Origin of the sequence: Chryseobacterium gambrini (genome assembly GCF_027920505.1) — a bacterium.
Lineage (GTDB): Bacteria > Bacteroidota > Bacteroidia > Flavobacteriales > Weeksellaceae > Chryseobacterium > Chryseobacterium gambrini.
Genome location: NZ_CP115857.1, coordinates 1,863,929 through 1,889,481, shown reverse-complemented (window position 1 = coordinate 1,889,481; position 25,553 = coordinate 1,863,929). Strand labels below are relative to the sequence as shown.

25 protein-coding genes are annotated in these 25,553 nt (G+C 36.3%); 18 read left to right on the top strand and 7 right to left on the bottom strand.

Annotated elements, in window-relative coordinates:
- Positions 1-50 precede the first annotated feature (50 nt).
- Both PFY09_RS08490 and PFY09_RS08485 read left to right on the top strand, forming a co-directional pair.
- A complete protein-coding gene (locus PFY09_RS08490; protein ID WP_271162120.1) occupies positions 51-1,397 on the top strand; it encodes a YHYH protein in 1,347 nt (448 codons plus the stop codon).
- Positions 1,398-1,484: 87 nt separating this feature from the next.
- Positions 1,485-2,684: a cytochrome-c peroxidase gene (locus PFY09_RS08485; RefSeq protein ID WP_271162119.1), complete on the top strand. Its 1,200-nt coding sequence runs from the start codon at positions 1,485-1,487 to the stop codon at positions 2,682-2,684.
- 39 nt (positions 2,685-2,723) lie between these two features.
- On the opposite strand, the gene PFY09_RS08480 is transcribed toward PFY09_RS08485, so the two are convergent.
- Complete coding sequence (locus PFY09_RS08480; protein WP_271162118.1) at positions 2,724-3,377, bottom strand: ComF family protein; 654 nt, start codon at positions 3,375-3,377, stop codon at positions 2,724-2,726.
- Between the two features lie 177 nt (positions 3,378-3,554).
- Entirely contained in the window at positions 3,555-5,030 is a 1,476-nt protein-coding gene (locus tag PFY09_RS08475) for a helix-turn-helix domain-containing protein (protein WP_271162117.1), read from the bottom strand.
- 125 nt (positions 5,031-5,155) lie between these two features.
- On the opposite strand from PFY09_RS08475, the gene aceB reads away from it, so the two are divergent.
- The 3 genes from aceB (at position 5,156) to PFY09_RS08460 (ending at position 8,630) form a co-directional block, all read left to right on the top strand.
- A complete protein-coding gene (gene aceB, locus PFY09_RS08470) occupies positions 5,156-6,730 on the top strand; it encodes a malate synthase A (protein ID WP_271162116.1) in 1,575 nt (524 codons plus the stop codon).
- 135 nt (positions 6,731-6,865) lie between these two features.
- Positions 6,866-8,146 (top strand): isocitrate lyase, encoded by a 1,281-nt coding sequence (gene aceA / locus PFY09_RS08465; protein WP_214590747.1) that lies wholly within the window; start codon positions 6,866-6,868, stop codon positions 8,144-8,146.
- Positions 8,147-8,243: 97 nt separating this feature from the next.
- Positions 8,244-8,630: an acyl-CoA thioesterase gene (locus tag PFY09_RS08460; protein ID WP_271162115.1), complete on the top strand. Its 387-nt coding sequence runs from the start codon at positions 8,244-8,246 to the stop codon at positions 8,628-8,630.
- A gap of 18 nt (positions 8,631-8,648) precedes the next feature.
- Here the strand turns inward: PFY09_RS08460 and PFY09_RS08455 are convergent, their stop codons facing one another.
- Positions 8,649-8,888: an addiction module protein gene (locus tag PFY09_RS08455; RefSeq protein ID WP_271162114.1), complete on the bottom strand. Its 240-nt coding sequence runs from the start codon at positions 8,886-8,888 to the stop codon at positions 8,649-8,651.
- Positions 8,889-8,976: 88 nt separating this feature from the next.
- On the opposite strand from PFY09_RS08455, the gene PFY09_RS08450 reads away from it, so the two are divergent.
- The 4 genes from PFY09_RS08450 (at position 8,977) to PFY09_RS08435 (ending at position 12,645) form a co-directional block, all read left to right on the top strand.
- Positions 8,977-9,423, top strand: a complete 447-nt coding sequence (locus PFY09_RS08450; protein ID WP_087706037.1) for a 6-pyruvoyl trahydropterin synthase family protein — start codon at positions 8,977-8,979, stop codon at positions 9,421-9,423.
- 26 nt (positions 9,424-9,449) lie between these two features.
- Complete coding sequence (locus PFY09_RS08445) at positions 9,450-10,250, top strand: UDP-2,3-diacylglucosamine diphosphatase (RefSeq protein WP_271162113.1); 801 nt, start codon at positions 9,450-9,452, stop codon at positions 10,248-10,250.
- Between the two features lie 166 nt (positions 10,251-10,416).
- The gene (locus PFY09_RS08440) at positions 10,417-11,397 is read left to right on the top strand and encodes a LuxE/PaaK family acyltransferase (RefSeq protein WP_271162112.1); all 981 of its coding nucleotides are present in this window, start codon (positions 10,417-10,419) and stop codon (positions 11,395-11,397) included.
- A 702-nt stretch (positions 11,398-12,099) separates the two neighbouring features.
- Positions 12,100-12,645 carry a hypothetical protein gene (locus tag PFY09_RS08435; protein WP_271162111.1) on the top strand — a complete coding sequence of 182 codons (546 nt, stop codon included), beginning with the start codon at positions 12,100-12,102 and terminating at the stop codon, positions 12,643-12,645.
- 54 nt (positions 12,646-12,699) lie between these two features.
- Here the strand turns inward: PFY09_RS08435 and aqpZ are convergent, their stop codons facing one another.
- Positions 12,700-13,434 (bottom strand): aquaporin Z, encoded by a 735-nt coding sequence (gene aqpZ, locus PFY09_RS08430; protein ID WP_271162340.1) that lies wholly within the window; start codon positions 13,432-13,434, stop codon positions 12,700-12,702.
- A 217-nt stretch (positions 13,435-13,651) separates the two neighbouring features.
- On the opposite strand from aqpZ, the gene PFY09_RS08425 reads away from it, so the two are divergent.
- The 6 genes from PFY09_RS08425 to PFY09_RS08400 all read left to right on the top strand — a co-directional run bounded on the left by PFY09_RS08425 (position 13,652) and on the right by PFY09_RS08400 (position 18,629).
- Complete coding sequence (locus PFY09_RS08425; RefSeq protein ID WP_256037990.1) at positions 13,652-14,272, top strand: DUF5715 family protein; 621 nt, start codon at positions 13,652-13,654, stop codon at positions 14,270-14,272.
- Positions 14,273-14,352: 80 nt separating this feature from the next.
- Positions 14,353-15,093, top strand: coding sequence for a hypothetical protein (locus tag PFY09_RS08420; protein WP_076390965.1), 741 nt, complete (start codon positions 14,353-14,355; stop codon positions 15,091-15,093).
- Positions 15,094-15,244: 151 nt separating this feature from the next.
- Positions 15,245-15,721 carry a hypothetical protein gene (locus tag PFY09_RS08415; protein WP_271162110.1) on the top strand — a complete coding sequence of 159 codons (477 nt, stop codon included), beginning with the start codon at positions 15,245-15,247 and terminating at the stop codon, positions 15,719-15,721.
- A gap of 50 nt (positions 15,722-15,771) precedes the next feature.
- Positions 15,772-16,497, top strand: a complete 726-nt coding sequence (locus PFY09_RS08410; RefSeq protein ID WP_271162109.1) for a sensor histidine kinase — start codon at positions 15,772-15,774, stop codon at positions 16,495-16,497.
- Positions 16,466-17,143, top strand: coding sequence for a response regulator transcription factor (locus PFY09_RS08405; RefSeq protein WP_108410044.1), 678 nt, complete (start codon positions 16,466-16,468; stop codon positions 17,141-17,143). Before PFY09_RS08410 ends, PFY09_RS08405 begins: the two co-directional genes overlap by 32 nt.
- 136 nt (positions 17,144-17,279) lie before the next feature.
- On the top strand, positions 17,280-18,629 hold the full coding sequence (locus PFY09_RS08400; RefSeq protein ID WP_271162108.1) for a T6SS phospholipase effector Tle1-like catalytic domain-containing protein: 1,350 nt from the start codon (positions 17,280-17,282) through the stop codon (positions 18,627-18,629).
- A gap of 81 nt (positions 18,630-18,710) precedes the next feature.
- On the opposite strand, the gene PFY09_RS08395 is transcribed toward PFY09_RS08400, so the two are convergent.
- The 3 genes from PFY09_RS08395 to PFY09_RS08385 form a co-directional block, all read right to left on the bottom strand.
- Positions 18,711-19,052, bottom strand: a complete 342-nt coding sequence (locus PFY09_RS08395) for a hypothetical protein (RefSeq protein WP_076390970.1) — start codon at positions 19,050-19,052, stop codon at positions 18,711-18,713.
- Positions 19,053-19,085: 33 nt separating this feature from the next.
- Positions 19,086-19,505 carry a hypothetical protein gene (locus PFY09_RS08390; RefSeq protein WP_271162107.1) on the bottom strand — a complete coding sequence of 140 codons (420 nt, stop codon included), beginning with the start codon at positions 19,503-19,505 and terminating at the stop codon, positions 19,086-19,088.
- Positions 19,506-19,609: 104 nt separating this feature from the next.
- The gene (locus tag PFY09_RS08385) at positions 19,610-20,143 is read right to left on the bottom strand and encodes a TetR/AcrR family transcriptional regulator (RefSeq protein ID WP_271162106.1); all 534 of its coding nucleotides are present in this window, start codon (positions 20,141-20,143) and stop codon (positions 19,610-19,612) included.
- Between the two features lie 186 nt (positions 20,144-20,329).
- On the opposite strand from PFY09_RS08385, the gene PFY09_RS08380 reads away from it, so the two are divergent.
- The 3 genes from PFY09_RS08380 to PFY09_RS08370 all read left to right on the top strand — a co-directional run bounded on the left by PFY09_RS08380 (position 20,330) and on the right by PFY09_RS08370 (position 25,541).
- Entirely contained in the window at positions 20,330-22,261 is a 1,932-nt protein-coding gene (locus PFY09_RS08380; protein ID WP_271162105.1) for an ABC-F family ATP-binding cassette domain-containing protein, read from the top strand.
- A 238-nt stretch (positions 22,262-22,499) separates the two neighbouring features.
- Entirely contained in the window at positions 22,500-22,856 is a 357-nt protein-coding gene (locus tag PFY09_RS08375; RefSeq protein ID WP_271162104.1) for a hypothetical protein, read from the top strand.
- A gap of 300 nt (positions 22,857-23,156) precedes the next feature.
- Positions 23,157-25,541 carry a TonB-dependent receptor gene (locus PFY09_RS08370; protein WP_271162103.1) on the top strand — a complete coding sequence of 795 codons (2,385 nt, stop codon included), beginning with the start codon at positions 23,157-23,159 and terminating at the stop codon, positions 25,539-25,541.
- Positions 25,542-25,553: the final 12 nt, after the last annotated feature.

The following is a 25,553-nucleotide window of genomic DNA, read 5'->3' as shown; positions in this document are numbered from 1 at the left end:
GAAAGTAATGAGACTTTAATATTTTAAAGTGAAAACCTAAAAATATCGGCATGAGAAAAAAAATTACCTACTTATTTTTATCTTTATTGGGAACTTTAGCTAATGCTCAGGGTCCCGCAGTAACTTCATGGCTGCAAAATACAACGGCAACAGGAACTTACTACCCGAACGGAAACTCTACTCCACAGGGGAACAGCATTCTCGTAAATTGTCAGGCGGTACAATATTCTGCAAGCAATGTCTATATTTCTACCAAAGGAATTCCGGCTTATCCTACAGGTCCTTTTCAGGATGGAAATCCCAATCAGGCAGGAAATCAGAATGCCATATTTAAATTTCCTTTGACTCCGGTTCAGAATACAGGAACACCAACGGCGACTGCACTTGGAAATATTGCTGTTTTTATCAATGGGGTCGCAGGTTTCGATCCTAAAGACGGTGTTTCCTGGAAATCTTCCACCAATGCTTGGGCAGGAGGTCCCACAGGTGGAACCGGCGACGGAGTCTGGCAGCGCGATGCAATTGTTTATGAAAAATTAGGGTTCGACTGCTCCAAAGGACATCCTGCAGGAACAAATTATCATCATCATCAGAATCCATCTGCTTTTAAATATGATCTGAATGTAATTTCCACGGTATGTAATCCGTATGATGCGAACGGATTATACACCATTAATACTTCACAGCATTCTCCGCTTATCGGTTTTGCGTATGACGGATTTCCGATCTATGGAGCTTATGCCTACAAAAACGCAGACGGAACAGGAGGAATTACCCGAATGAAATCCGGTTATCAGCTAAGAAATATCACAACAAGAAATACGATTAACGGCGTTTCTGTTACAGCGGGACCTCCGGTAAACTCTACATATCCATTGGGATCGTGCATTCAGGATTACGAATGGGTAGCTCACACAGGACAGGGCGATTATCTGGATGAACATAACGGAAGATTCTGTAAAACTCCAGAATATCCCAACGGAACGTATTGCTATTTTGCAACGGTAGATGCCAATCACAATTCGGCTTATCCTTATTTGATAGGACCAACCTACTACGGTGTTTATGCAAACAGAAAAGTGACCTCGGTAACGGAAACCACCACAACCTACACTTCAAATCTTGCGGTATCTGAAGCTGAATTTAAAAATATCGGTACGGTTTTATATCCCAATCCGGTAAGCGATTTACTGCTGATTCAGGTGGACCATTTACTAAAATATGATCTTGATATTGATTTGTATGATATGTCCGGAAAGCTGCTTATGAAAACCCAGATGATCAAAGGAAGTACAATTGCTTATTTCGATACGCAGACTTTATACAACGGAAACTATATGGTTAAAATTTCCAATGGTAAAAATACAATCTCAAAGAAAGTAGTTGTAAAACATTAAAAAATCTTCACAAAAAACAACCTCACAGATATTTAATCCAAAATATCTTGGTAAAAACTTTTAAACTAAACATTCTAAAAACCTCTTATGAAAAAACTTACATCATGGCTTGTTCCTGCATTCTTCACAGCAGTAGCCTTATATTCCTGTTCGGGCAGCGATACCTATGAAGCAACTCCGGTTACACAGGAAGAATATCCCGGAATTCTGGCTGCTTTTGGTGCCAATATCAATCTCAGCAGTCTTGAAAATTACGCAAATCAGCCTAAACCGGCCTATATTACAAGAGATAATACCGCCGGAAATCCTATTACGGATAAGGGCGCAACATTGGGGAGAATGTTATTTTACGACAAAAATCTTTCGAAAAACAACACCATTTCATGTTCAAGCTGTCACAAACAGGAACTTGCTTTTGGAGACAATGCAGTTGCGAGTACAGGAGTGAACGGAACAACAGGCAGACATTCCATGAGACTGGTCAATGCAAGATTCGGAAATGAAATGAAATTTTTCTGGGACGAAAGAGCGGCTAATCTGGAAGCACAGACTACGTTCCCGATTCAGGATCATAACGAAATGGGCTTCAGCGGAACAAACGGTGACGGAACACTTCAGGATTTGATTGCAAAACTTCAGAACATTAAATACTATCAGGAAATGTTCAAATTTGTTTACGGAGATGCTACCGTTAATCAAACAAGAATTCAGAATGCATTGGCTCAGTTTATCAGAAGTATTCAGTCTTTTGATTCCAAATATGATGCAGGAAGAGCCGCAAGCGCAAATGATCAGCAGCCGTTTGCAAATTTTACGGCACAGGAAAATCAGGGAAAAAATCTATTTTTAGCTCCTCCTGTTTTCGACGCGGCAGGAAACCGAACCGGTGGCGGATTGGGTTGTGCAGCCTGCCATGCCGCTCCTGAATTTGATATTGATCCGAATTCCAAAAACAACGGAATTATCGCTAAAATCAGCGGAACCGGAATCGATGTTTTTAACACCAAAGCTCCAAGTTTAAGAAACGTTACCAACAGCAGCGGAATAGAAAACGGACAGTTTATGCACACCGGAAATTTTACAACACTTCAGCAGGTGATTGGTCATTACGGAAATATCAATATTGCACCGGGAAATACCAATCTTGATCCTCGTTTGGCGCCTAACGGAAACGGACAAAAGCTAAACCTTACATCAACGGAAGTGAATGCAGTAATCGCATTTCTGAAAACACTTTCCGGAACCGATGTGTATACCAATAAAAAATGGAGTAATCCTTTTAAATAATTACAATTTCTTAAAGCTGTTCTTTGTGGAGCAGCTTTTTTATTCATCAATTGCCATAACCAAAACACTCACTTTATTATCTCCCGATTTCAGAATCTCCCATGCAATTGAAGCCAGCGTATTTCCCGTTGTAAAAACATCATCAATTAACAAAATATGCTTACCTGAAATATTTTTAGTCATTGAAAATGTATTTTCAGTTTTCAGCCGGTTCTGTTTATCCTTCAAAGCCTGAGCTTTGGAATAATGATTTCTTTTCATCACATCATGATCAAAAGGAATAGCATAAAATTCTGAAAGCGTTTCGGCGAACCAATGCAGTTGGTTATATCCTCTTTCTTTTAATTTTCTCGGATGAAGTGGAACCGTCACCAAAAGATCTGGCTTCCGATTTTGAAAATCCAGTCTTTCCGTCGCCCATTCAGCTAAAATTTTCCCGATCTTCTCCCGATTCCGGTACTTCAGTTCATGAATTAATTTTCGGCTCACATTTTCTTTTTCAAACTGCATGAGTGCAAAAGCATTTTCGATAGGAAAAAGAAGACTGCATTTTTCTTTAACAAAATTATGTTCAGAATAATCGTTGTGGGTAAAGTGAATCTGGTCAAAGCAAAGATTACAGACCGGAAAATCGGCATCAATTATCCGGTTGCACCGAATACAGCGATTCGGAAATAAAATATCGAGCATCATTTGCGGATGAATAACTAAAATGATTATTAATTTTTTTTGTTGCAGGGATAGACAGATCTCTTATTCGACGGACTAAATAACCTAGAATAATTAAATTGTTTTTTATATCCCTAACTGGTGTAAAAATAATCATTTCACCCGAAAATGAGGTGAATAATAAAAAAAAAATGGAAAAATTTACAAAATATCTTTCCTGATCTTTTCAATTGCGTTTTTCATGCCCGAATTAAAATATTCCTTCTCCAGACGGATTGGCGGCGATTGTCTTACTTCACAGTCCGCAATGCTGCACGATTCGCAGGTTACGCCTACATTAATCGTTTTCAGGGTGGGAGACTTAATAAAATTGATTTTCTTAATCGTCTGAGAATTCAATAAAATTCCCAAACAATAACTTCTGTTGCTTCCATCTGAGAAAGGATTTTTCTGTGAGGTGGAAATCACAAGATAGCTGATTCCCTGATCTTTATAATGAGAAATCTGGGCTTCCGTTAATGTTTCATTTTCTTTTAAATGATGAAGATTTTTCACGGCAATCCATCTTCTGCAATAATGCTCGTTGGTTGCATTCGCATGGGGAGCTTGTTGATGATTGAGGTGTAACTCTTTTAAAATCTGTATTTTATCTGAATTTTTCTTTTTGACTAAACATAAATAAAACAAATCTTTTATTCCCAGTTCAGAAGAAAGAAGATTCGTCAGGCGATAGTAAAATGTTTCGGGAGAATTGGTGAAGTTTTCAATTAAATTTTCAAAATTCTGAGGATTCCATTCGTTTTGCAGAAAAAAATCTGAAGTTTTTTCAATTGTTTTCTGTTTTGAAATTAACAAAGCTCCCGCAAAATACGAAGCATAAAAATTATTTAAAATTTCTTCAAAACTTCCGAAATCCAGCCACGAATACGTATTCGGTCGGTTTTTCAGCTCCAGAACATTAAATCCGATCTCTTTCGCAAGAATAAAGGTTTTCTGGTCTTTTTCCAATTTCCGGTTTAAAAGCAACAGCTTTTTTTCAGGGACAAACAATGAGCGTAAATTATCCAAAGTCCCGTACTTCTCAAAATCTTCCGACTGAATATGGTAATTAAATTTTTCATTCAGAATAGTCTCCAGAACATCAGACTGTAAATTTTTGTCGATCTGCAATCCGTTTTCCTCAGCAAAGAGCTGGACTTTTTCTTCAACTTCGGGAAAATAATTATCATAAAGCTCCTGAAAAGAACGTAAAACGGCAAAGTAAAATCTTTCCTTTCCTAAATTATAGTTTTGTGAAATTTCGATCAGGGCATTGATAAAAGCGGTTACTTTTTTAGGTGCATCACTTATAATGCTTATCAGATTATTTTTATTGATCCCGAAAAGATCCAGAGGAATCTCTTTAAAAAAATCTGACTGAAGAATTTCATTAAAAGGAGTGAGGCTCTTATCCAGTTTTGTGGAAACCAGATCGTCAAAAGTACAGTTCAGCGCTTCTGAAAGCTGAATGATCTTATCATGCTTCGGATATTTTTTTCCGTTTTCAATTTCGTTAAGGTAGGATTTCGATAAACCGGTCTTTACCGCAAGATCCTGTAAAGACCAGTTTTTCTTCTGTCTCTGCTGTTTCAGTTTCAGCCCGAAAACCGTTTTAATAAAGTCACTGTCCGAATTCATAATTCAAATATAATATTTAGAAGCGATTATTCGCATAATAATTTTTAAAATAATTTAGCGAACGTTCGCTATTTGTGAAAATTTTTATTTATGTTTGCAATGTTCAATTACAAAATTAAAACAATATGGAAACCAAGATTCAGTTGAAAATCAAGGAACAACAAAATTTTGAAGAAGTTTTTACCAATGATTTAATCGATTTTTTGGTTGAGCTTCATCAGAATTTTAATCCGAAAAGAATAAAACTTTTAGAAGAAAGAGAAATCAGGCAAAATGAATTTGATAAAGGAATTCTTCCGGAATTTTTAGAAGAAACCAAGGAAATAAGAAACGGAAACTGGATCTGCGCTCCGCTTCCGAAAGATTTACTGGATCGGAGAGTGGAAATTACAGGACCGGTAGACCGGAAAATGATCATCAATGCATTAAATTCCGGAGCTTCCACTTTTATGGCAGATTTTGAGGACAGCAATTCTCCGACCTGGAAGAACTGCATAGAAGGTCAGTTAAACCTTTCTTATGCGGTGAACCGGAGAATAGATTTTACGACTGAACAGGGAAAATCTTATCAGCTAAATGAAAAAACGGCTGTTTTATTGGTTCGTCCGCGAGGATTACATTTAAATGAAAAACATATTGAAATTAATGGGGAACAGGCTTCGGCGTCATTAATCGATTTCGGAATTTATTTTTTCAGAAATGCTAAACAACTACTTGAAAATGGAAGCGGTCCGTATTTTTATCTCCCGAAATTAGAGCATTATCAGGAAGCAAGATGGTGGAACGAAGTGTTTGTTTTTGCACAGAATTACTTAGAAATTCCGCAGGGAACCATTAAAGCAACGGTTTTAATAGAAACAATTACCGCTTCTTTTCAGATTGATGAAATTTTATTTGAATTAAAAGACCACAGTTCCGGACTCAACTGCGGAAGATGGGATTATATTTTTTCTTTCATTAAAAAATTCAGAAACCTTCCCCGGTTTATTGTTCCCGACAGAGATCAGGTAACCATGACTTCTCCTTTTATGAGTGCGTATTCTAAACGTGTTATTGAAATCTGTCACAAAAGAAATGTTCATGCAATTGGAGGAATGGCGGCACAGATTCCTGTTAAAAATGATTATGAAGCGAACAGCATTGCTTTCGGAAAAGTAAGAAGCGATAAAGAACGGGAAGTAAAAAACGGACACGACGGAACATGGGTGGCTCATCCTGCGTTGGTTTCTGTGGCTAAAGATATTTTTGATAAATATATGCCTTCCAAAAATCAGATCGATAAAAAATTTCAATACCATATCACCGAAAAAGATTTACTGGAAGTTCCGAAAGGTGAAATCACCGAAAAAGGGGTCCGAAAAAACATCAATGTCGGAATTCTTTACATCGAATCGTGGTTAATGGGAACGGGAGCTGCAGCCATTTATCATTTAATGGAAGATGCGGCAACCGCAGAAATATCCAGAACCCAGATCTGGCAATGGCTGAAAAATGATGCCGTTTTAAGTGATGACCGCACTTTAACCAGAGAAATGATTCTTCAGTGGGAATTTGAAGAACTGGAAAGAATTGAAAAGTATGTTGGTGAAGAACGTTTCCGTAAAGGGAAATTCAATCTTGCCAAAGAACTTTTTAATGAACTGATTTTCAGTGATAAATTTGATGAATTTTTAACTCTGAAAGCGTATCCTTTTATTTAAGTGAGAGAGTAATGATAGTGGGAGAGTTTTAGTGATTGAGCTTTTAATGTGATTGCAATTATAAATCATCAACTATCAATTATCAATTATCTATCAACCGTCAACAAATAACAATTAACTAAACAAAAAAATAGTATGAAAACAAAACAAGAACAAATTCAGGAGATCGAAAAAGACTGGCTGGAAAACCCACGCTGGAACGGTGTTAAACGTCCTTACACAGCGGAAGATGTTTTAAAACTTCGCGGTTCTTACAAACTGGATTACACTATTGCAACGGAAATGTCTAAAAAATTCTGGAATTTACTGAACACTCAGGATTTCGTTGCAGGACTTGGCGCGTTAACCGGAAATCAGGCGGTTCAGGAAGTGGACGCAGGTTTGCAGGCAATTTATCTTTCCGGATGGCAGGTTGCAGCAGATGCCAATTTATCGGGTGAAATGTATCCGGATCAGTCATTATACCCCGCCAATTCAGTTCCTTCTGTGGTAAAGAAAATTAACAATGCTTTATTGAGAGCAGATCAGATCCAGTCTGTGAACGGAGGCGGAGAAAAAGAATATCTGGTTCCGATTATTGCCGATGCAGAAGCAGGTTTTGGCGGAAATTTAAATGCGTATGAACTGATGAAACAGATGATTGAAGCCGGAGCTGCTGCAGTGCATTTTGAAGACCAGCTTTCTTCTGCAAAAAAATGCGGTCATTTGGGAGGTAAAGTTTTGGTTCCTACGCAGGAAGCCATCAATAAATTAATTTCTGCACGTTTGGCGGCGGATGTTTTGGGAGTTCCAAGTTTAATTATTGCAAGAACAGATGCAGATGCAGCAGATTTGCTGACTTCTGATATTGACGACAGAGATAAAAAATTTGTAACTGGCGAAAGAACTTCCGAAGGTTTTTATGTCGTAAAAAACGGAGTAGAGCAGGGAATTGACAGAGGTTTATCTTACGCTCCTTACGCAGACCTGATCTGGATGGAAACGTCTAATCCGGATCTGGAACAGGCAAGAAGATTTGCAGAAGGGATTCATGCGAAATTTCCTGATAAAATGTTGGCGTACAACTGTTCTCCATCCTTCAACTGGGCAGCAAGGCTTTCTGTGGAAGAAATGCAGAATTTCCGTGAAGAACTGGCAAAATTAGGGTACAAATTCCAGTTTATTACTTTGGCAGGTTTCCATGCGTTAAATACGGCGATGTTCGAGCTGGCTTTAGCTTACAAAGAAAAAGGAATGGCAGGATATTCTGAATTACAGGAGCGTGAGTTTGCGTTGCAGCAAAAAGGTTTCAGAGCAGTGAAACATCAGTCGTTTGTAGGAACAGGGTATTTTGATGAGGTACAGAATATTGTTACCAACGGCTCTTCTGCAACGGTTGCCATGAAAGATTCTACCGAGACCGCACAATTTCACTAAAAAGTTTCGTTTTAATTAAATTTAATTGTTAGAACCTTCTCAATTTTGGGAAGGTTTTGTTTTTTATGTGCTAATTTTGAATTTATATTTGAAGGAGATGAGTTTGATTTTTGAAAAACAGATACAGGTTACAGAGCAGCATATTGATGGAAATAATCATGTAAATAACGTTCAGTATGTGCATTGGGTGGAAGAAATTGCAGCAGCGCACTGGGATTTTGTAAAACATAAAACCGAATATCCGAAAGATATCTGGATGCTTCTGGATCATCATATTCAATACAAAAAGCAGGTGTATCTTAATGACATCATTACTGTAAAAACCTATCCGAAAGCTCCTGAAGGAATTCGTCAGCCCAGAAAAGTGGAGTTTTACTGTAACGGGCAACTCGTTGTGGATTCTACTACATTGTGGGTTTTGGTAGATGCCGAAACGCAGAAAATCAAAAGACTGGAAAGTGACTGGCTGGAAAAGCTAAAATAAAGAGTTTTGCATAGTTTGTTATTGATATAAGCCATGCTTTTCCTTAAGGGAATTTTTTACTTCAGACCATGATTTTCCTGAATTGGGATTTTTTTGATGCTCTTCAAGTCTCTGATCCAGAATTTTTTGGTGCTTGGAACTTAATGCTTCCTCATTTTCTTCAGTAGAAATAATGGCATTAATAATTCTAAGAATTCTCTCATCTGCATGGTCTATAAAGTCGTGAATTCTTTTTTTTATATCAACAGTACTTTCCATTTTTCACATTTATATCATCAAAGTTAATTAATTTTCTTCAACATTTTATCAATATTCAAACTCAAACCAAATTCCTTATCTTTGCAGGATGATACGTATTACAAAAATTTTTACATTCGAAACCGCTCACGTTTTATATAATTACGACGGGAAATGTAAAAATATGCACGGACATTCCTACAAGCTGTTTGTAACAGTGAAAGGAAAGCCTGTTAATGATTTGGAAAACCCTAAGAATGGGATGGTGGTGGATTTTGGTGATATTAAAAGTATCGTAAAGTCTGAAATTGTAGATGTTTGGGATCATGCCGTTCTCATCAACGGACTTTCGCCGCACAGAGAACTTGGGGAAGACCTTGAAGAAAAAGGGCATAAAGTGATCTACTGTACATTTCAGCCGACCTGCGAGAATATGCTGTATGCCATCGCAGCGAAAATAAAATCGAAACTTCCGGAAGGAATTTCTTTGGCTTACCTTAAACTTCATGAAACCGAAAACTCTTACGGAGAATGGTTTGCAGAAGATAATCAGTAATTTTTTATTCAGAAAAACTCAGAACGGTGTTAAAAACAACCATTAATTTAGAACCCGGAAAAAAAGTATATTTCGCTTCAGACCAGCATTTTGGCGCACCGAATCCAAAGGAAAGTAAACTGCGCGAAGAGCGTTTTATCCGTTGGATGGACGAAATAAAGCAGGATGCACAGGTTCTTTTTTTAATGGGAGATCTGTTTGATTTCTGGCACGAGTGGAAGCACGTAATTCCAAAGGGATATGTTCGGGTTTTGGGAAAAATTGCCGAACTGAAAGACCGTGGAATCCATATTTATTTTTTTGTTGGAAACCATGACCTTTGGATGAAAGATTATCTTGAAGAAGAAATCGGATGCACGGTTTTCTATAAAAAGCAGTATTTTGAGATGGGCGGAAAGCAGTTTTTGCTGGCTCATGGCGATGGTTTGGGACCGGGAGATAAAGGATATAAAAGAATGAAAAAAGTCTTTACCAATCCTGTTGCGCAATGGTTCTTCAAATGGCTGCATCCCGATATTGCGATGAAGATTGCATTGTATATGTCTCAGAAAAATAAAATGATTTCGGGAGATGAGGATAAAGAATTTCTGGGAGAGGATAAGGAATTTCTGATCATTTATTCAAAAGAAAAGCTTAAAACTCAGCCAATCGATTATTTTATTTACGGACACCGTCATCTTCCGATGATTCTGGATCTTGAAGGAAAAGCAAAATACATCAATCTGGGAGACTGGATTTCTTATTTTACCTATGGTGTTTTTGAGCATGATTTTGAACTGAAAACCTTTGGAGACAGTACAAAAAAATTACCCCAAAAACTGAGGTAATTTAAGAATGAACCGAAATTCATTCATGTTTTAATCCATATTCCGCATTACTCATTGCAATAACCTGACCAATTTTTTAATTTTAAGATTAAAAATGATTAAAAAACAATCTTTTTTATGATAAGTAATTATAAATGAGGTTGAAAGAATAAAAATATTTTTAGAAGTGAAAAATATATTCGGCATACAGACAGAGCAGGATTTTTTGGCTGCATCACTGGAAACCTTCCGTTATCAGTATGAAAATATTGAAGTTTACAGACGTTTTGTAGACTATCTCAATATCAACCCAGATCATGTGGATGAACTGATAAAAATTCCTTTTCTGCCCATTGAAATGTTTAAAAACCATCAGGTTTTGGATAAAAATGTAACTGCGGATCTTTTTTTTCAAAGCTCCGGAACCACACAGATGAATTTATCGAAACATTTCATTGCCAATCCTCAACTGTACGAAGAAAGCATTTATAAAAGCTTTGAACAGTTTATCGGAAAACCGGAAGATTTCATTTTTCTCGGACTTTTGCCAAGTTATCTGGAAAGGCAAAACTCTTCGCTGATTTATATGGTAGATTACCTGATGAAAAAATCCGGAAAACCTGAAAACGGATATTTCCTGTACAATCATGAAGATTTATTTACACTTTTAAATGAATTACAAAATAAAAAAGTTATTCTGTTCGGTGTTTCTTTTGCTTTGCTGGATTTTTTAGACTTCTGTGACAGCAACTCAAAAACGCTTCAATTCTCCGATTCATTAACCGTAATCGAAACCGGAGGAATGAAAGGCAGAAAAGAAGAAATGACCAAAGATGAGCTGTTGAACATTTTGCAGGAAGGTTTTAAAACTGATAAAATTTATTCAGAATATTCGATGACGGAGCTTCTTTCACAGGCATATTCTTTAGGAAATAACGAATATCAGTGTCCGAACTGGATGCGCATCATGATCAGAAATGCAGAAGATCCCTTTAATTATGAAAAGGAGGGAAGAACGGGAGCGATTAATATCATCGACTTGGCAAATGTACATTCCTGTGCATTCATTGCCACGCAGGATTTGGGTAAAAGTATCGGGAATAAATTTCAGGTTTTAGGCAGAATCGATCATTCAGATATTCGTGGATGTAGTTTGCTTGTAAGTTGATTGATTTTGTAGTTGAAGTGTTTTAATATTGTAGAATTTTCAGGCTCAAAATTTAAAAATTCTGCTATCATTAGCTTAGTGAAAACGCCTTTGCGAACGAATTATGGAGAGCAAATAATAAATAAATTCCTTGCGATCTCCGCGTTAAAAACAAAGAGTTTTATCAAAACAGGATTTTTGTTTAAATTTAAAAATTCTGCTATCATTAGCTTAGTGAAACGCCTTTGCGAACGAAAATATGCAGAACAAATAATAAATAAAACCTTTGCGACTTCCGCGTTAAAAACAAAGAGTTTTATCAAAACAGGATTTTTGTTTAAATTTAAAACTTCTGCTATCATTTGCTTAGTGAAAACGCCTTTGCGAACGAACTATGGAGAACAAATAATAAATAAAATCTTTGCGATCTCCGCGTTAAAAACAAAGAGTTTTATCAAAACAGGATTTTTGTTTAAATTTAAAATTCTGCTATCATTAGCTTAGTGAAAACGCCTTTGCGAACGAACTATGGAGAGCAAATAATAAATAAAATCTTTGCGATCTCCGCGTTAAAAACAAAGAGTTTTATCAAAACAGGATTTTTGTTTAAATTTAAAAATTCTGCTATCATTAGCTTAGTGAAACGCCTTTGCGAACGAACTATGGAGAACAAATAATAAATAAAATGTTTGCGATCTCCGCGTTAAAAATAAAAAACAAAAAGTGTTAAAAATAGAAGAATTGGTTCATGCATTTATTCACTCTCAATGCAATTTTGAGAAGGAAATTGTTTTGACCAATCATTTTCAAGCAGACTGGGAAGCCGATATTCTGATTGTTGATTCAGAAGGATACAGTCATGAGATTGAAATCAAGCTCTCGAAAAGCGACTTTAAAAATGATTTTAAAAAATCTTACACCAACTCCAATACCGGCGAAAAATTTTTGAAACATGATAAGATTTCCTGCGGAGATTATATTTGCAATGCGTTCAGCTTTCTGCTTCCGATGGGAATGGTAGATAATGAAATCATTCCCGAACATTGCGGAATTATCGAATTTTACCACAACGTAGACTCTTGGGAAACTGAATTTTATATCGTAAGAAAACCCAGAAAAGTACACGAAGACTCTTACTGGAAACTGAATGATAAAGATCTTTTCATCCGGAAAATGGCTTTAAATCTATTATATAAGAAAATGGAGATCAAAGGAAAGCATGAAGAACTTATCTTCAAAAATCCTTTTGATCTCAAAAAGTTGAAATAATTTACTTTAAATATTAAACATAAAAAAATCCTGTCGGCTGACAGGATTTTGTGGTTAACTATCTAATTCTTCCGCGCCGTTTCGCTGCAGCAGGAATCTGTAAATCAATCCTCCCGCAATTCCTCCCAAAATCGGAGCAACCCAGAACAGCCAAAGCTGAGACATTGCGTTTCCGCCTACAAACACTGCCTGAGAAAGTGATCTCGCAGGATTCACGGAAGTATTCGTAATCGGGATGGAAATTAAATGGATTAACGTTAATCCCAAACCAATCGCAATACCTGCAAATTTTCCGTTGGCAAATTTATCTGTCGCACCAAGAATGATGATCAGGAAGAAAGCCGTCAATAAAAATTCCGTTAAAAATGCAGCGCTCATCGAGTAGCTTTTCCCGAAATAGACCGCTTCACCGTAGAAATTGGTGGCAAAAGCTCCCGGTCCAGAAAAATCCGGAGTTCCGGAACCGCTCAGAATTGTATACAATGCTCCTGCGGCTGCAATCGCTCCAGCACACTGTGCGGCTACGTAAGGAACAAGATCTTTAGCAGAAAATCTTCCTCCTGCAAGAAGTCCTACAGAAACAGCCGGATTGAAATGTCCTCCGGAAATATGTCCTACAGCATACGCCATCGTAAGAACGGTAAGCCCGAAAGCTAAAGAAACTCCAAGAAGAAGAATCCCTAATTGTCCATTAGATGCCGATGCAATCTGCGAGGCGAAAATTGCACTTCCGCAACCTCCGAAAACAAGCCAGAATGTGCCGAAAAATTCAGCAAAAAGTTTTTTTATCATATTGTTTATTTTTAAAAAGTATTTCAAATTTATCATTAATATATTGAATTAAAAAGTATAATTTTAAACTTATTGTAAATTAAATTTTAATTTTATTGTTGATTTAATAATTTAAAATAAAAATAATAGTTAATTATTTTCACATATATGTTTATTAGAGTTTATATTTATTTCATAAATGATTATTTTAGTTATAATTTTTAAAATTTCTTTCATGAAAAAGTTTTTGTGTGTGATCTTTGCTTTTCTTCTTCATGGCATATTTTCTTCACAGGCGGCTCAAAAAACATTACCATGCTATGATCTTACAGAAGTTTTAAGAGTAGAACCCACTTTTATTTATAAGCCGCATCTGGATGCCTCAAAAAGTTTTGGGGTAAAGCTTTTGAAGGACTCAAAGACTGTTCAGAATTACATCAATAAAGGAAAATTTCACAAAATAAAAAAAACGGGAACCGGATATCGTGTTGAAAAGCTTGATTACAGCAGAGCCTATATGGTTTCCAAAGGGAAATCGATGCTGGAGAAAATAGGGGCGCGTTTCAGTAAAGAAACGAAAGGAAATGTTTTTACGGTTTCTTCCATTACCAGAACACTGGAAGACCAGTGCAGACTGAGAAGGGTGAATTCTAACGCGGCACTGGGAATAAGCTCTCATAATTACGGAAATTCTTTTGATATTTCCTATGTCCGCTTTAACGGTGTTCTGAAGCATAATCCTAAGATGGAAGCTGCTTTAGAGAAGGTTCTGAAGTATTATTTTGATCTGGGAAGGATCTATTACATCAAAGAAAAACAACAGAGCTGTTATCATATTACGGTAAAGAATTATTAACTAATTTTCAATTATGCGTGAGATACTTGCATAGATAATTTAGTTTCTATAATTTTATGCCTTAGAAAAACCGTGAAAATATGAATACATTCAACAGAGAACAATGCGAGATAGCATTTGCAGAGTGGGATAACTGCCGTGGAAATTACAATGCCATTAAAGATCTGATTCCTACCAATTATGTTTTTGATTTTGATGCTGAACAGATCAACTGGATGAAGACCGAAAATAAATGTACTGAGTTTTGTGCTCAGATCGGTATTTATGAGAATAAAATGGTTGCTGTTCTTTGCCCGATGGATGAAGGAGGACATAAAAAAGAAGTACAGGACTATCCTTACAGCTTTTTAGCTGAACTGAAGGAAGACCTTAATCTGGTGGAAACGGAAGAATATACGCTTGTAAAAAATGCGGTTCTTTCCAAAGATCTTAAAACAGTCGATAACAGTTCGGATATGTTCTGGCCTATTGCAAACAAGCCGATGATGGAGCAGGATAAAGCAATTGAGGCAATCGAGTCGTGGAGAAACGATGCGATGATGTGGTTCTACAGAGAATGTACAGAATTTCAGGGAGCAAGAATTTTCAGACAGTTTTATGTACCTGCAGAAAATCTTAATCCGCCGAAAGCTGGGCTTTCCCATATGGTTTGCTCATTCGGACTGAAGTTTTCTCAGGTGTATCAGAGAGTTTTGCCTACACTTATTTTCATTTCTTTTTATACAGATCTGGAAGGCAGTGAAAACGGTGTAAGCGTTGAAAAAATCTCCAATACATACGATTGGTCAAATGCCTGTCCGCCTGTCTGCCAGCTTACGTAATTTTTAACTAAAATATATTGTGGATATTTACCAGGTAATACTTTATCTTAATAACAGTTTACTTGTTATTTGTGCTATAATCGGAATTTTAAAGTACAAAATTCTTAGAAACACAGAAAAATGGTATGTATATTATATCATTTTTCTTTTTTTGATAGAGGCGATAGGAAGAGTTTCTATCAGTTTTTTTCATGTAAAGGATCTTAATTTCCTGTTTCCGTATTACGTGGCAGGAGAATTTCTCATCTTAGGAATTCTTTTCGTGAAAAAATTAGCATTGCCGTGGTATTGTTATATTCCGGTAGGACTACTGGCGCTTTGCTTTTGGCTGGATTTCGGAATTGTAACCAATGAGGTAAAGAAGGTGGTTTCAAATATTATTGTGATCTGCTTTGCTTACTATGCACTGCTTATGGAAATTAAAAACACCAAGGTAAATGACCGTTTCATGGCGGTAGACAGTCTTATTTTTCTGTATTATGGATTGTCGGTCTTTTTATTCTTCCTTCTTCGTCAGCTTGCGGATTTTGGAGTAAAACAGGCAGGGATGATCTGGAGTATCAATAATGTTCTCTGCAGCTTTTTATATATATCAATCATCTATACCTTTTTAAGATTAAAGAAATAACCTTAAATATCACTTTTTTTGTCGCGTTGATTGCCGTTCTGGTGATCATCATGACATTTATTTTGCTGGCTTACAGAAGTTTCATCCAGAGAATCATTAAAGAGAAAAATGCACAGTACGAAGCAGAAGTTCAGCACCAGAAAAATCTTGCCCTGGAAAATATAAAAGCGCAGGAATCGGAACGGAAAAGGATTGCCGTAATGATCCACGACGACATCGGAAACCGTCTGAATATCCTTTCTTTATGGCTGAATAACTTAGATACGAAAGGCGATGAACTCATCAAAAAAAATATAACCACACAAATGTCTTCTCTCATAGATTCAGCCAGAAGCATTTCTCATTCATTATATCCCGTGAATCTGGAATCCGTAGGTCTCGTTCTTTATATTGAAGAGCTGATTGCCAATTTATCGGGAAGAATAAACATTTCACTGAACGTGAGTCCGAAGTTTCAGAAAAAAGAAATCTTCGTGGAAGTTCAGTTATACAGGATTATTCAGGAATTTACCACCAATGTTCTTAAACATTCGGAAGCATCCAGAGTCTGGATCTATATTAAGGATAATAAAACAAATCTTGCCGTTATCATTTCCGATAACGGACAAAGCTTTGAATATGACGAGGTGAAAAAAGGAATGGGTATCAAAAATATCGAATCCAGAATAAAATCCATGAACGCGGCGCACAAATGGAAAAATACTTTAGGTAAAGGCAGCCGATTAATTATAAAAATTCCATACCATGAACTCCCAGATCAAAATAGCATTAATTGATGATGAACAACTGATTCTCGAAGGCGTAAAAATGTTATTGTCTTCGGAACCGAACATCTCGGTAGGATCTACCTCTACCAACGGACCGGATTTTTTAGAAACTTTAGAAAAAACCTCCGAAGAAGATTTTCCCGATATCGCACTGGTAGATGTACAGATGCAGCCGATGAACGGATTTGAGCTGGTGGAAATTCTAAAAGAAAAATACCCCAATCTTAAAATCATTATCCTTTCTTCCCATTACAAAACAACCATTCTGGGATATATGGTGAAGCTGGGTGTTTCTGCATTTTTGCCGAAAAATTCAAACAGAAATGCTTTTATCGAAGCCATTACGATGGTGTATAAAAACGGAATTTTCTTCACTCCGGAAGATCATCAGATGATTTTTTCGTACATGAATAGCCCGACCAAGAAAAGAACACTTTTTGAAATGGACGATGAACTTTCCGATCGTGAAAAAGATGTGGTAAGACTCATCTGTCAGGAATGCACCAATAACGAAATCGCCGAAAAATTATTTATCAGCCCCAGAACCGTAGAAAGTCACAGACAGCGAATCGTCGAAAAAATAGGAGCTAAAAATACAGTGGGAATTGTAATTTATGCCATTATCAACAATATCCATCCCTTAGAAAGAATCTGATTCCGTAGAAATACGGAATTTTTTATTTGGTACTTTCTACTCTATTATCCCGGTTTTTTTCATCGTTACTTTGGAGTGTTCATATAATAAGTGCTTCATTTTTAGGAATGAAGACCAGATAAAACCACGAAGTGTAATGGAAAACAACATCATCTCTGTCGGAATTTTCTTCGATGGAACAGGAAACAACGGGATGAATGCCACTTCTCATAAAAAACCACTTAGGAATAACGAAAGCTATTACGGTAATGTTACCAATATCTATAAATTATTTAAGCTGTTTAAAAGTGATGAGAAAAAATATGTAGGAGGTATCGGAACTGTTACGGGAAACGAAGACAGTGATTTTGCGATGGCTACGTGTAAAAATCCTGCGGGATATCACGGGTATTCTTCAGATGATAAACTGGAAGAGGCTTTTTCTTTCATTAAAACAACAATTGAAGACGATACCAAAGAATATCATTTGTATGTCTATGGTTTCAGCCGTGGAGCAATGCTCGCAAGGAATTTTTGTAATAAAGTAATACACCGTACTTCAGAATTTTCAGAAAAAACAGTTAAAATTAAATTTCTGGGAGTTTTTGATACCGTAGAATCTGCTGCTTTCAGTGATTATGATCTGGCGGTTTTGCCCGAAACGGAAAGGGTTCTGCATATTTGCGCAATTAATGAATGCAGGTATTTTTTTCCTTTAACAGGCATTTTCGAAGAGTCAAAAGAAAGAACAGATGCAAAATGGGAGAGCGGAAACTCGGTCTGGAAAGAAATTTTTGTTCCCGGAGCGCATGCAGATGTCGGAGGAGGATATTTGGAAGGTTCCCAATCGGTTTACATCTCACCGAATTTTATTAAAAATACGGAACTGTATTACTATATAGAAAACATCAAAGGAACAGCTTTGGATTCAGAAAAAAATAAAATCTGGAGTTCTGTTTTAAAAGATTATAAAATAGATAAAGGCGATGTTTTTTCTCAGGCTTACGTGGCAAGAGATCTGGTATACAGTGAGCTTTCAAAAATTTACGGAAAACTGATGCTGATGGAAACCAATGCTGAACAAGCAGTCTTTAATACGGATTTTGATGAAACTACCTTTGAAATTCATCCTGAAAAACATTCTTATTTAACGGAATTATCGGAGGCTCTTAAAAATTATATTAAAAATCTTTCCTTAGACCTTAAGCCGGATTACAGTTATGAAAAACTGGCAGATTATACCCATATTTCGGCAAATTTCGGCTTATATCATCCGGCTTTGCCGATGGATTTGAAATCAGGAGCCAATACAGAATTCATCAATAACGGACTGAATGTTCCGAGCCATTCGGATGATCAGTTCAATAAAAACCAATCACGATTACAGTCTGAGATCCATCATATTGAAGATTCTGTCGTGGATTATGCCTACGGAACCAATATTCCCAATAACGATAATTGGAGCCGTACCATTTTGATCAAAGAAAATTTTTATAATAAATGTTAGTACATTTTCAGTTTTAAATTTAGGTGTTGAGCTGTCTTGGTTAGGCAGCTCAGTTTTTTTATCATTTGTATTTGCTCTTTTTTAATGATTTCCTGTTAATGTTCTTTTCAGATCTCCTTTTTCTTTTATCAACAGAAATAAAAAATAAGGAGCAAAAACCATAATTCCCACAATACTTGCTGTAATAGCAATGAAAATAGATTTCAAAGTAAAATTGTTTCGCCACATGATCCATAATCCTGAAAGCATAAGATAACAGGAAAAATCCAGATTAAATTGTCCGCTCCAGCCAATAGCCGCAATGTTATTAACGAAAACACTTAGCAAATCTGCGCCTTCCTTTTGAAAACAGAATATTGTGTACACAAACAGTGTTAAAGATTGAACAATTAAAAGAATTTTAAGAAAATTTGAATTTTTCATTGATGAATTTTTTGATAGAAATGGGTAAAAATTTTAATTTTTAGCTTTTTTCCACAGAGGTCCTGCAGCAATGAGTAAAACAATAATATTGATAAAAGCATTGCTTGAATTTCCGGATGCTATAGAACCTGCGCTGTCTAGAAAAAACCATGCTAAAAGTCCGGCTAAAACAGATCTTCGGACTTCATCGGGAGCTTTTGGATAAACCCATTTTTGCAGAAACCATATACAAATTCCCCAACCGAATAGAAAACCTCCTGTTAAAGCACTCAAAAATCGTGTGGTAGGATCATGAAAAGTCTGTAATCCGTCCAAAGGAAGACTCAGAAGATCCAAAGACCATCTTGCAGGTTCGGAAGTAGGTAACATTGTTCCTAAGAAAAAAACAGGACCAAAAGAACCTATGACAATGGCAGTTATTTTTAAATAGAAATGATGAAATTTTTGCGTCATGGAACGAATAATTTTTTTTGCAAAATTACTCAGGAAACAATGTTAATGTTAGACGTTTCCGTACAATATATAAGGATTTATAAAAAGTATGTGCGAAGGATTTTTTATTCAAAGTTTTTTGCAATTCTTTTTAAATTTTCAAAATAGGCAGTAAGCCATTCTTTAGTTATATTTTCAGGATTAATCTGGAGAAAAAAGTTTTCCAGAGCCAATTCAAAAAGACTTTCCAACTGCCGCTGAGAAAGTTTAAGCTGAAGATCTTTAGCCCAGATTTTTACAAACTCGTTTCCGACAATCTGGTTAGATTTTTCCAAAGTTGTTTTGAAATTTTGCTTCTGCTGCTGAAACCGTAGTTGACGGTTAAAAAGAAGGTCGATTTTATGTTCAGCCAAGATTTCAATAAGTTCAGGATGTATATTTTGGGCATTCTTTTCTTTTTCTGCAATAATTTCAGATCTATTTAAATGAAAACTTAATAATTCTTCCATAAATCCTTCTGTATCTGCAAAATGATGATAAAATGAAGATTTACTTTTTCCGGTTTCTCTCGCAAGCTGCTCTATTTTCAGTGCATTTTCACCATAGGTGGCAAAAGTTTCATAGCCTGCTTTTATCCAAAGAAATTGAGTATTAGTCATTAATGAAGTTTGTGTTTTGTTTCATTCAGCAATTTCTGTGCTGAAATGTGAGTGTAATTTCCTTCAAATTTAAAAATTAAAATTAATGTTCATCTCTATTAAAGTTTTAACAAGTTTACAATTGCTTTATTTTCCGTATTTTTGCACCCGAAAATTCATTATTCACTATTAATCATTATTTAACACATGCTTTCGGTTCAAGGTTTAGGATTACATCATTCAGGAACATATCTGTTTCAAAACGTGAATTTCACGATTAAAAAGGATGATAAAATTGGTTTGGTCGGTAAAAATGGAGCGGGGAAATCCACTTTATTGAAAATGCTTTCCGGAGAAATTAATTTCTACGAAGGAAACGTGGTTCCGGAAGGAAATATCACCATAGGTTTCCTGAAACAGGATCTTGATTTCGTAAAAGGAAGAACAGTCTGGGCAGAAACCATGCAGGCTTTCGAACAGATCAACGCATGGAAAAATGAGCTTGAAGAAGTGAATCATCAGATGGCGACAAGAACCGACTATGAAAGCGATTCTTACACAGATCTGATTAATAAAATGACGGAACTGAACGACCTTTTGATGAACCACGACGCTTACAATTTGGAAGGCGATATGGAAAAAGTATTGTTCGGACTTGGTTTCAAAGCGGATGATTTCCAGAAAATTACCGATGAATTTTCCGGAGGCTGGAGAATGAGAATCGAACTGGCAAAACTGTTGCTGCAAAAGAACGACATCATGCTTCTCGATGAGCCTACGAACCACCTGGATATGGAATCCATCATGTGGCTGGAAAACTTTTTGAAAGATTATCCCGGAGCAATTGTTCTGGTAAGTCACGATAAGCAGTTCATGACCGCGGTTTGTAACCGTACTTTCGATATCAACAACAAAAAAGTTGACGATTATAAAGCAAATTATTCCAAATATCTTGTGATGCGCGAAGACCGCCGCGAAAAACTGATTCAGGCTAAAAAGAATCAGGATGCGGAGATCAAGCAGATGGAAGATAACATCAATAAGTTCCGTGCAAGTGCTACAAAAGCATCCTTTGCACAGTCTTTGATTAAAAAATTAGACAAAATCGAACGTATTGAAGTAGATAATGAAGACGTTTCTAAATTCAATATCCGTTTCGTGCAGTCGCAGGTTCCCGGGAAAATTATCTTCGAAGCTGAAAATTTAGGTAAAGCTTATGGTGAAAAACAGATTTTTGATGATGTGGATTTCATCGTTCAGCGAGGAGACAGAATTGCGCTTCTTGGACAAAACGGACAGGGAAAAACAACGTTGGCAAAAATTCTTGCGGGAGACATCAAAGATTATTCAGGAACATGGAATCTCGGACATAACGTAAACATCGGGTATTTCGCACAGAATCAGGAGGAAGTTTTAACCCCGAATAAAACCGTTCAGGAAGAAGCGGAAGACGCTGCAACTGAAGAAACGAGACCAAGAGTCCGCGATTTGTTAGGATCTTTCCTTTTCCAGGGGGAAGCGGTGAACAAAAAAACAAAAGTACTTTCCGGAGGGGAAAGAAACCGTCTGGCACTTTGTAAATTATTGCTTCGCCCTTTCAACACGCTGATTATGGACGAACCTACCAATCACCTGGATATTCAGTCTAAGGAAATCATCAAGCTGGCGCTTCAAAAATTTGAAGGAACGTTAATTGTGATTTCGCACGACAGGGAATTCTTACAGGGACTTTGTGACAAGATCTACGAATTCCGTGATGGTAAAATGAAAGAATTCTTAGGAGACATTAACGAATATCTGGAATTCAGACAGAAAGAATCAATTCGCGAAATCTCTGCTGAAAAAGCAAAACTTCATGGAGAAGAGACTAAGGTTGAGGTAAAGACAAAGAAAGAGGACAAGCCTGCAACAGAAACTCAACAATCAACCATTGTAAGCAAAGAGCAGAAAAATATTCAGAATAAACTGAAAAAAGTAGAAGAAAAAATTACCGAACTGGAAGCAAAAGTTGAGGAATTTGAAGCTTCTTTCACCAAAGAAAATCCTTCTGAAGAAACACTGGAAAAATACAACAGTACCAAAGAAGAACTGGATCTTGCTTTGCAGGAATGGGAATATTTGGGCACTCAGTTGGATTAATTTTTTGAATTAAAAAGATAATATTGAGATGCTTCGACTTCGCTCAGCATGACATTTCCCTAATGCTAACTGTTTTATTAACAGTCAGTTTATAGCGATGTTATCCTGAGCGAAGTCGAAGGATCTCAATCAATTAAAGAGGAGTTTGTAACAAAATTTCAATTCCGCTACTTATCAATCAACATATTTTAAGAAAACTTTAATCTTAATTTTTAAATTATTTTTATAATTTTGAGGAATGATTTTTAAAGAAAACAGAAATCTGAAGAATTTTATTTCCAAATTATTGTTTGGAATCTATTTTCTTGCGCTGTTTTCCCAAAATTTTCACAGTCACAGTTCTGAAGAAGTTTTTAAAAATTTCAGCTTCAAAAAATCAGAAAATACACTTACTAAAAATATAGCGAAGGAAAAAGCAGCAGACTGTCTTGCCTGTCATTTCTTAGCTACGGGACATACTTTAGTTCCTGAAGAATTCAGTTTTTCTTTTGCGCATTACACGCACGAAGTAAAACAGATTATTACTGTTCAGGAAAAAATATGGTCTCAGACTAAATTTACCTTTCAGCTTCGCGGTCCGCCCGCAATTTCATAATTCATAGATTTTTTTCGGATTTTTGCTAAATAATTTTTAGATACATAATGTATTTAATTAAACTAATCTATTTTTTTAAACCATTAAGATGAATTTAGGAATTAAGTTTTATTAAGAAAAATCATATAGATTTTTTGTGTGCCTTAAAAGCAAGGTTAAACTTAATTACACTAAAATTCTTAAAACAAATCTTAACGGTTCAAAATTGAGCATCGAGATTCATCGTCTGAAGCTAAAAAAATCCAATTCAAATTTTAACGAAAAAGTACCCTGAAAAGTACACAATCAATCTATTTAACAATGAAATTGATCTATAGTTTTATGCTGATCCTTTGCGGATTTGCATTTACAAACGCACAGCAGACTTACACGGTAGAAGGAACAGTTCAGGATTTTCACGACAAAACCATGCTGGAAAATGCATCCGTGAAAATTGGAGATTTTTCTGCAAAAACCGATAAAAACGGTAAGTTTTCAATCAATAAAATTCCTGCGGGAAAATATATACTCATTGCTAAACATCCTGATTGTAATGATTATACTGAAAATGTAGGAGTTACACAGGATTTGCATTTAACAATTACGCTTGAACATCACGTTCAGGATATCGAAACGGTTACCATTCACGGAAATCATAAAAACAACGGATCTCTGGTTGTCAAAACGCTTGATAAATCTGAAATTCAAAGAAATTCCACAGATAATTTAGGGAATTTACTGACGAAGATTTCGGGAGTCAGTGCTTTGAAAACAGGAAATAATATCTCAAAACCTATTATTCACGGGCTTTACGGAAGCAGAATCTCTATCTTAAACAATGGAGTAAGACTTGCTGAACAGGAGTGGGGAGTAGAACACGCTCCGAATGTGGATATTAATAATTTCCAGCATATCGACGTCATCAAAGGAGCTTCTGCATTGAAGTACGGAAGTGATGCGATTGGCGGAGTGGTCATTATGGAGCCGGAAGTTTTCCCTAAAAAAGATACTTTAAAAGGATCAGTAGGTCTTACCGGAATTTCCAATGGAAGAGGAATGGCTCTGGATGCGGATGTTGCGAAAATCTGGAAAAACGGATGGGCGGTAAAAACCGGAGGAAGCATCAAAAAATTGGGAGATCAGAACGCTCCGGATTATAACCTGATGAATACGGGAATGGATTTTTCTTCCTTTAATTTTACCGTTCAGAATAATACGTATGAAAGGGGAATTTCTTTCGATTATTATTTAACGAACCAGAATATTGGTATCTACAGAGGTTCTCATGTGGGAAACAATGAAGATTTTTACAACGCAACCACCACAAAAATTCCGATTTATACAGGAACTTTCAGTTATGATATCGATAATCCGAGACAGGTGATCGAGCATCATATTGCGAAAGTTTCGGCTTTCAAAAGATTTGAAAACATCGGAAAAGTTTCTGCGACGTACAGTTATCAGTACAACCACAGACAGGAATATGACATCAGAAGAGGGGAGTTGAAAGATACGCCTTCTCTGGATCTGGAACTGATGACGCATCAGTTTAATCTTAATGATTTGCTGGAAAGAGGGAAGTTTTCTCTGGAAACTGGGATTGATGCAAGTTTTCAGAACAATTATTCGGATCCGGCGACAAAAGCAAGACGTCTGATTCCGAACTATGATAAATATGCAGCAGGTTTTTATTCCATTTTTAAATATAAAATCTCCGGCAATTTCAATGTGGAGGCAGGAGCGCGATACGATTTTACGCGTTACGATGTTACGAAATGGTATGATAAAAGCGATTGGGAGAGGAGATATGCAGATTCTTATCCTCAGTTTTATGTAAAAACAGATCAGAACAGGATTCTTACGCGTCCTCAACTGAATTATAACAATGTCTCGTTGAATGCTGGTCTTGAATATCGCCCGAATTCATCTTTTGATCTGAAATTCAATTATGCTAAAGTGGGCAGAACACCGAATATTGCGGAACTGTTTTCGGACGGACTGCATCATTCTGCTTCTGTGATCGAAATTGGTGATATGGGACTGAAAAATGAACAGGGACATCAGTTTAATCTTACCGTTGATTCAAAATTCAATGTTTTAAAAGGATTGAATGTTTCTGTAAATCCGTACTTTTTTATCACCAAGAATTTTATCAACGAAGTTCCTACAGAAGTTCAGAATACGATCAGAGGAGTATTTCCGGTGTGGTCTTATCAGCAGATCGATGCCAAAATGTATGGGGTAGATCTGGATGTTAATCTTAAACTTACGGATCATCTTACTTATGTAGGAAAGGGAAGTTATGTTTACGGACAGGACGACACAAACAATGTTCCGTTGATTTTAATGATGCCTCCGAATTTTTCCAATGCATTACAGTTTAAAAAGGAAAACTGGAAGCAGTTCTATTTTACCTTAGAAAACCAGACTTTTCTTAAGCAGAACAGATTTCCGGTGTACAATGCAACCATACCAATATATATAGACGGAGATGAAGTGGAAAAAACGGTGGATCTGAGTACTCCGCCAAACGGTTATTCTCTCTGGAACATCCAGACAGGAATCAACATCAGCAAAAATCTTTCTGCGGGACTTATCGTGAACAATCTTTTCAATGTTTCGTACAGAGATTATCTGAACAGGATGCGATTTTTCTCGGATGAGGCAGGAAGAAACTTTATTCTCAACTTTAGATACAAATTCTAAAGATTTTTAAAA

Excerpts from the sequence above, each read along its gene's own strand:
- aceA (WP_214590747.1), top strand. The coding sequence starts at position 6,866 with ATGAAAACAAAACAAGAACAAATTCAGGAGATCGAAAAAGACTGGCTG.
- PFY09_RS08425 (WP_256037990.1), top strand. The coding sequence starts at position 13,652 with ATGAAAAAGTTTTTGTGTGTGATCTTTGCTTTTCTTCTTCATGGCATA.
- PFY09_RS08455 (WP_271162114.1), bottom strand. The coding sequence starts at position 8,888 with ATGGAAAGTACTGTTGATATAAAAAAAAGAATTCACGACTTTATAGAC.
- PFY09_RS08370 (WP_271162103.1), top strand. The coding sequence starts at position 23,157 with ATGAAATTGATCTATAGTTTTATGCTGATCCTTTGCGGATTTGCATTT.
- PFY09_RS08375 (WP_271162104.1), top strand. The coding sequence starts at position 22,500 with ATGATTTTTAAAGAAAACAGAAATCTGAAGAATTTTATTTCCAAATTA.
- PFY09_RS08490 (WP_271162120.1), top strand. The coding sequence starts at position 51 with ATGAGAAAAAAAATTACCTACTTATTTTTATCTTTATTGGGAACTTTA.
- aceB (WP_271162116.1), top strand. The coding sequence starts at position 5,156 with ATGGAAACCAAGATTCAGTTGAAAATCAAGGAACAACAAAATTTTGAA.
- PFY09_RS08405 (WP_108410044.1), top strand. The coding sequence starts at position 16,466 with ATGAACTCCCAGATCAAAATAGCATTAATTGATGATGAACAACTGATT.
- PFY09_RS08400 (WP_271162108.1), top strand. The coding sequence starts at position 17,280 with ATGGAAAACAACATCATCTCTGTCGGAATTTTCTTCGATGGAACAGGA.
- PFY09_RS08420 (WP_076390965.1), top strand. The coding sequence starts at position 14,353 with ATGAATACATTCAACAGAGAACAATGCGAGATAGCATTTGCAGAGTGG.
- PFY09_RS08395 (WP_076390970.1), bottom strand. The coding sequence starts at position 19,052 with ATGAAAAATTCAAATTTTCTTAAAATTCTTTTAATTGTTCAATCTTTA.
- PFY09_RS08475 (WP_271162117.1), bottom strand. The coding sequence starts at position 5,030 with ATGAATTCGGACAGTGACTTTATTAAAACGGTTTTCGGGCTGAAACTG.
- PFY09_RS08385 (WP_271162106.1), bottom strand. The coding sequence starts at position 20,143 with ATGACTAATACTCAATTTCTTTGGATAAAAGCAGGCTATGAAACTTTT.
- PFY09_RS08380 (WP_271162105.1), top strand. The coding sequence starts at position 20,330 with ATGCTTTCGGTTCAAGGTTTAGGATTACATCATTCAGGAACATATCTG.
- PFY09_RS08390 (WP_271162107.1), bottom strand. The coding sequence starts at position 19,505 with ATGACGCAAAAATTTCATCATTTCTATTTAAAAATAACTGCCATTGTC.
- PFY09_RS08480 (WP_271162118.1), bottom strand. The coding sequence starts at position 3,377 with ATGATGCTCGATATTTTATTTCCGAATCGCTGTATTCGGTGCAACCGG.
- PFY09_RS08460 (WP_271162115.1), top strand. The coding sequence starts at position 8,244 with ATGAGTTTGATTTTTGAAAAACAGATACAGGTTACAGAGCAGCATATT.
- PFY09_RS08485 (WP_271162119.1), top strand. The coding sequence starts at position 1,485 with ATGAAAAAACTTACATCATGGCTTGTTCCTGCATTCTTCACAGCAGTA.
- PFY09_RS08410 (WP_271162109.1), top strand. The coding sequence starts at position 15,772 with ATGACATTTATTTTGCTGGCTTACAGAAGTTTCATCCAGAGAATCATT.
- PFY09_RS08450 (WP_087706037.1), top strand. The coding sequence starts at position 8,977 with ATGATACGTATTACAAAAATTTTTACATTCGAAACCGCTCACGTTTTA.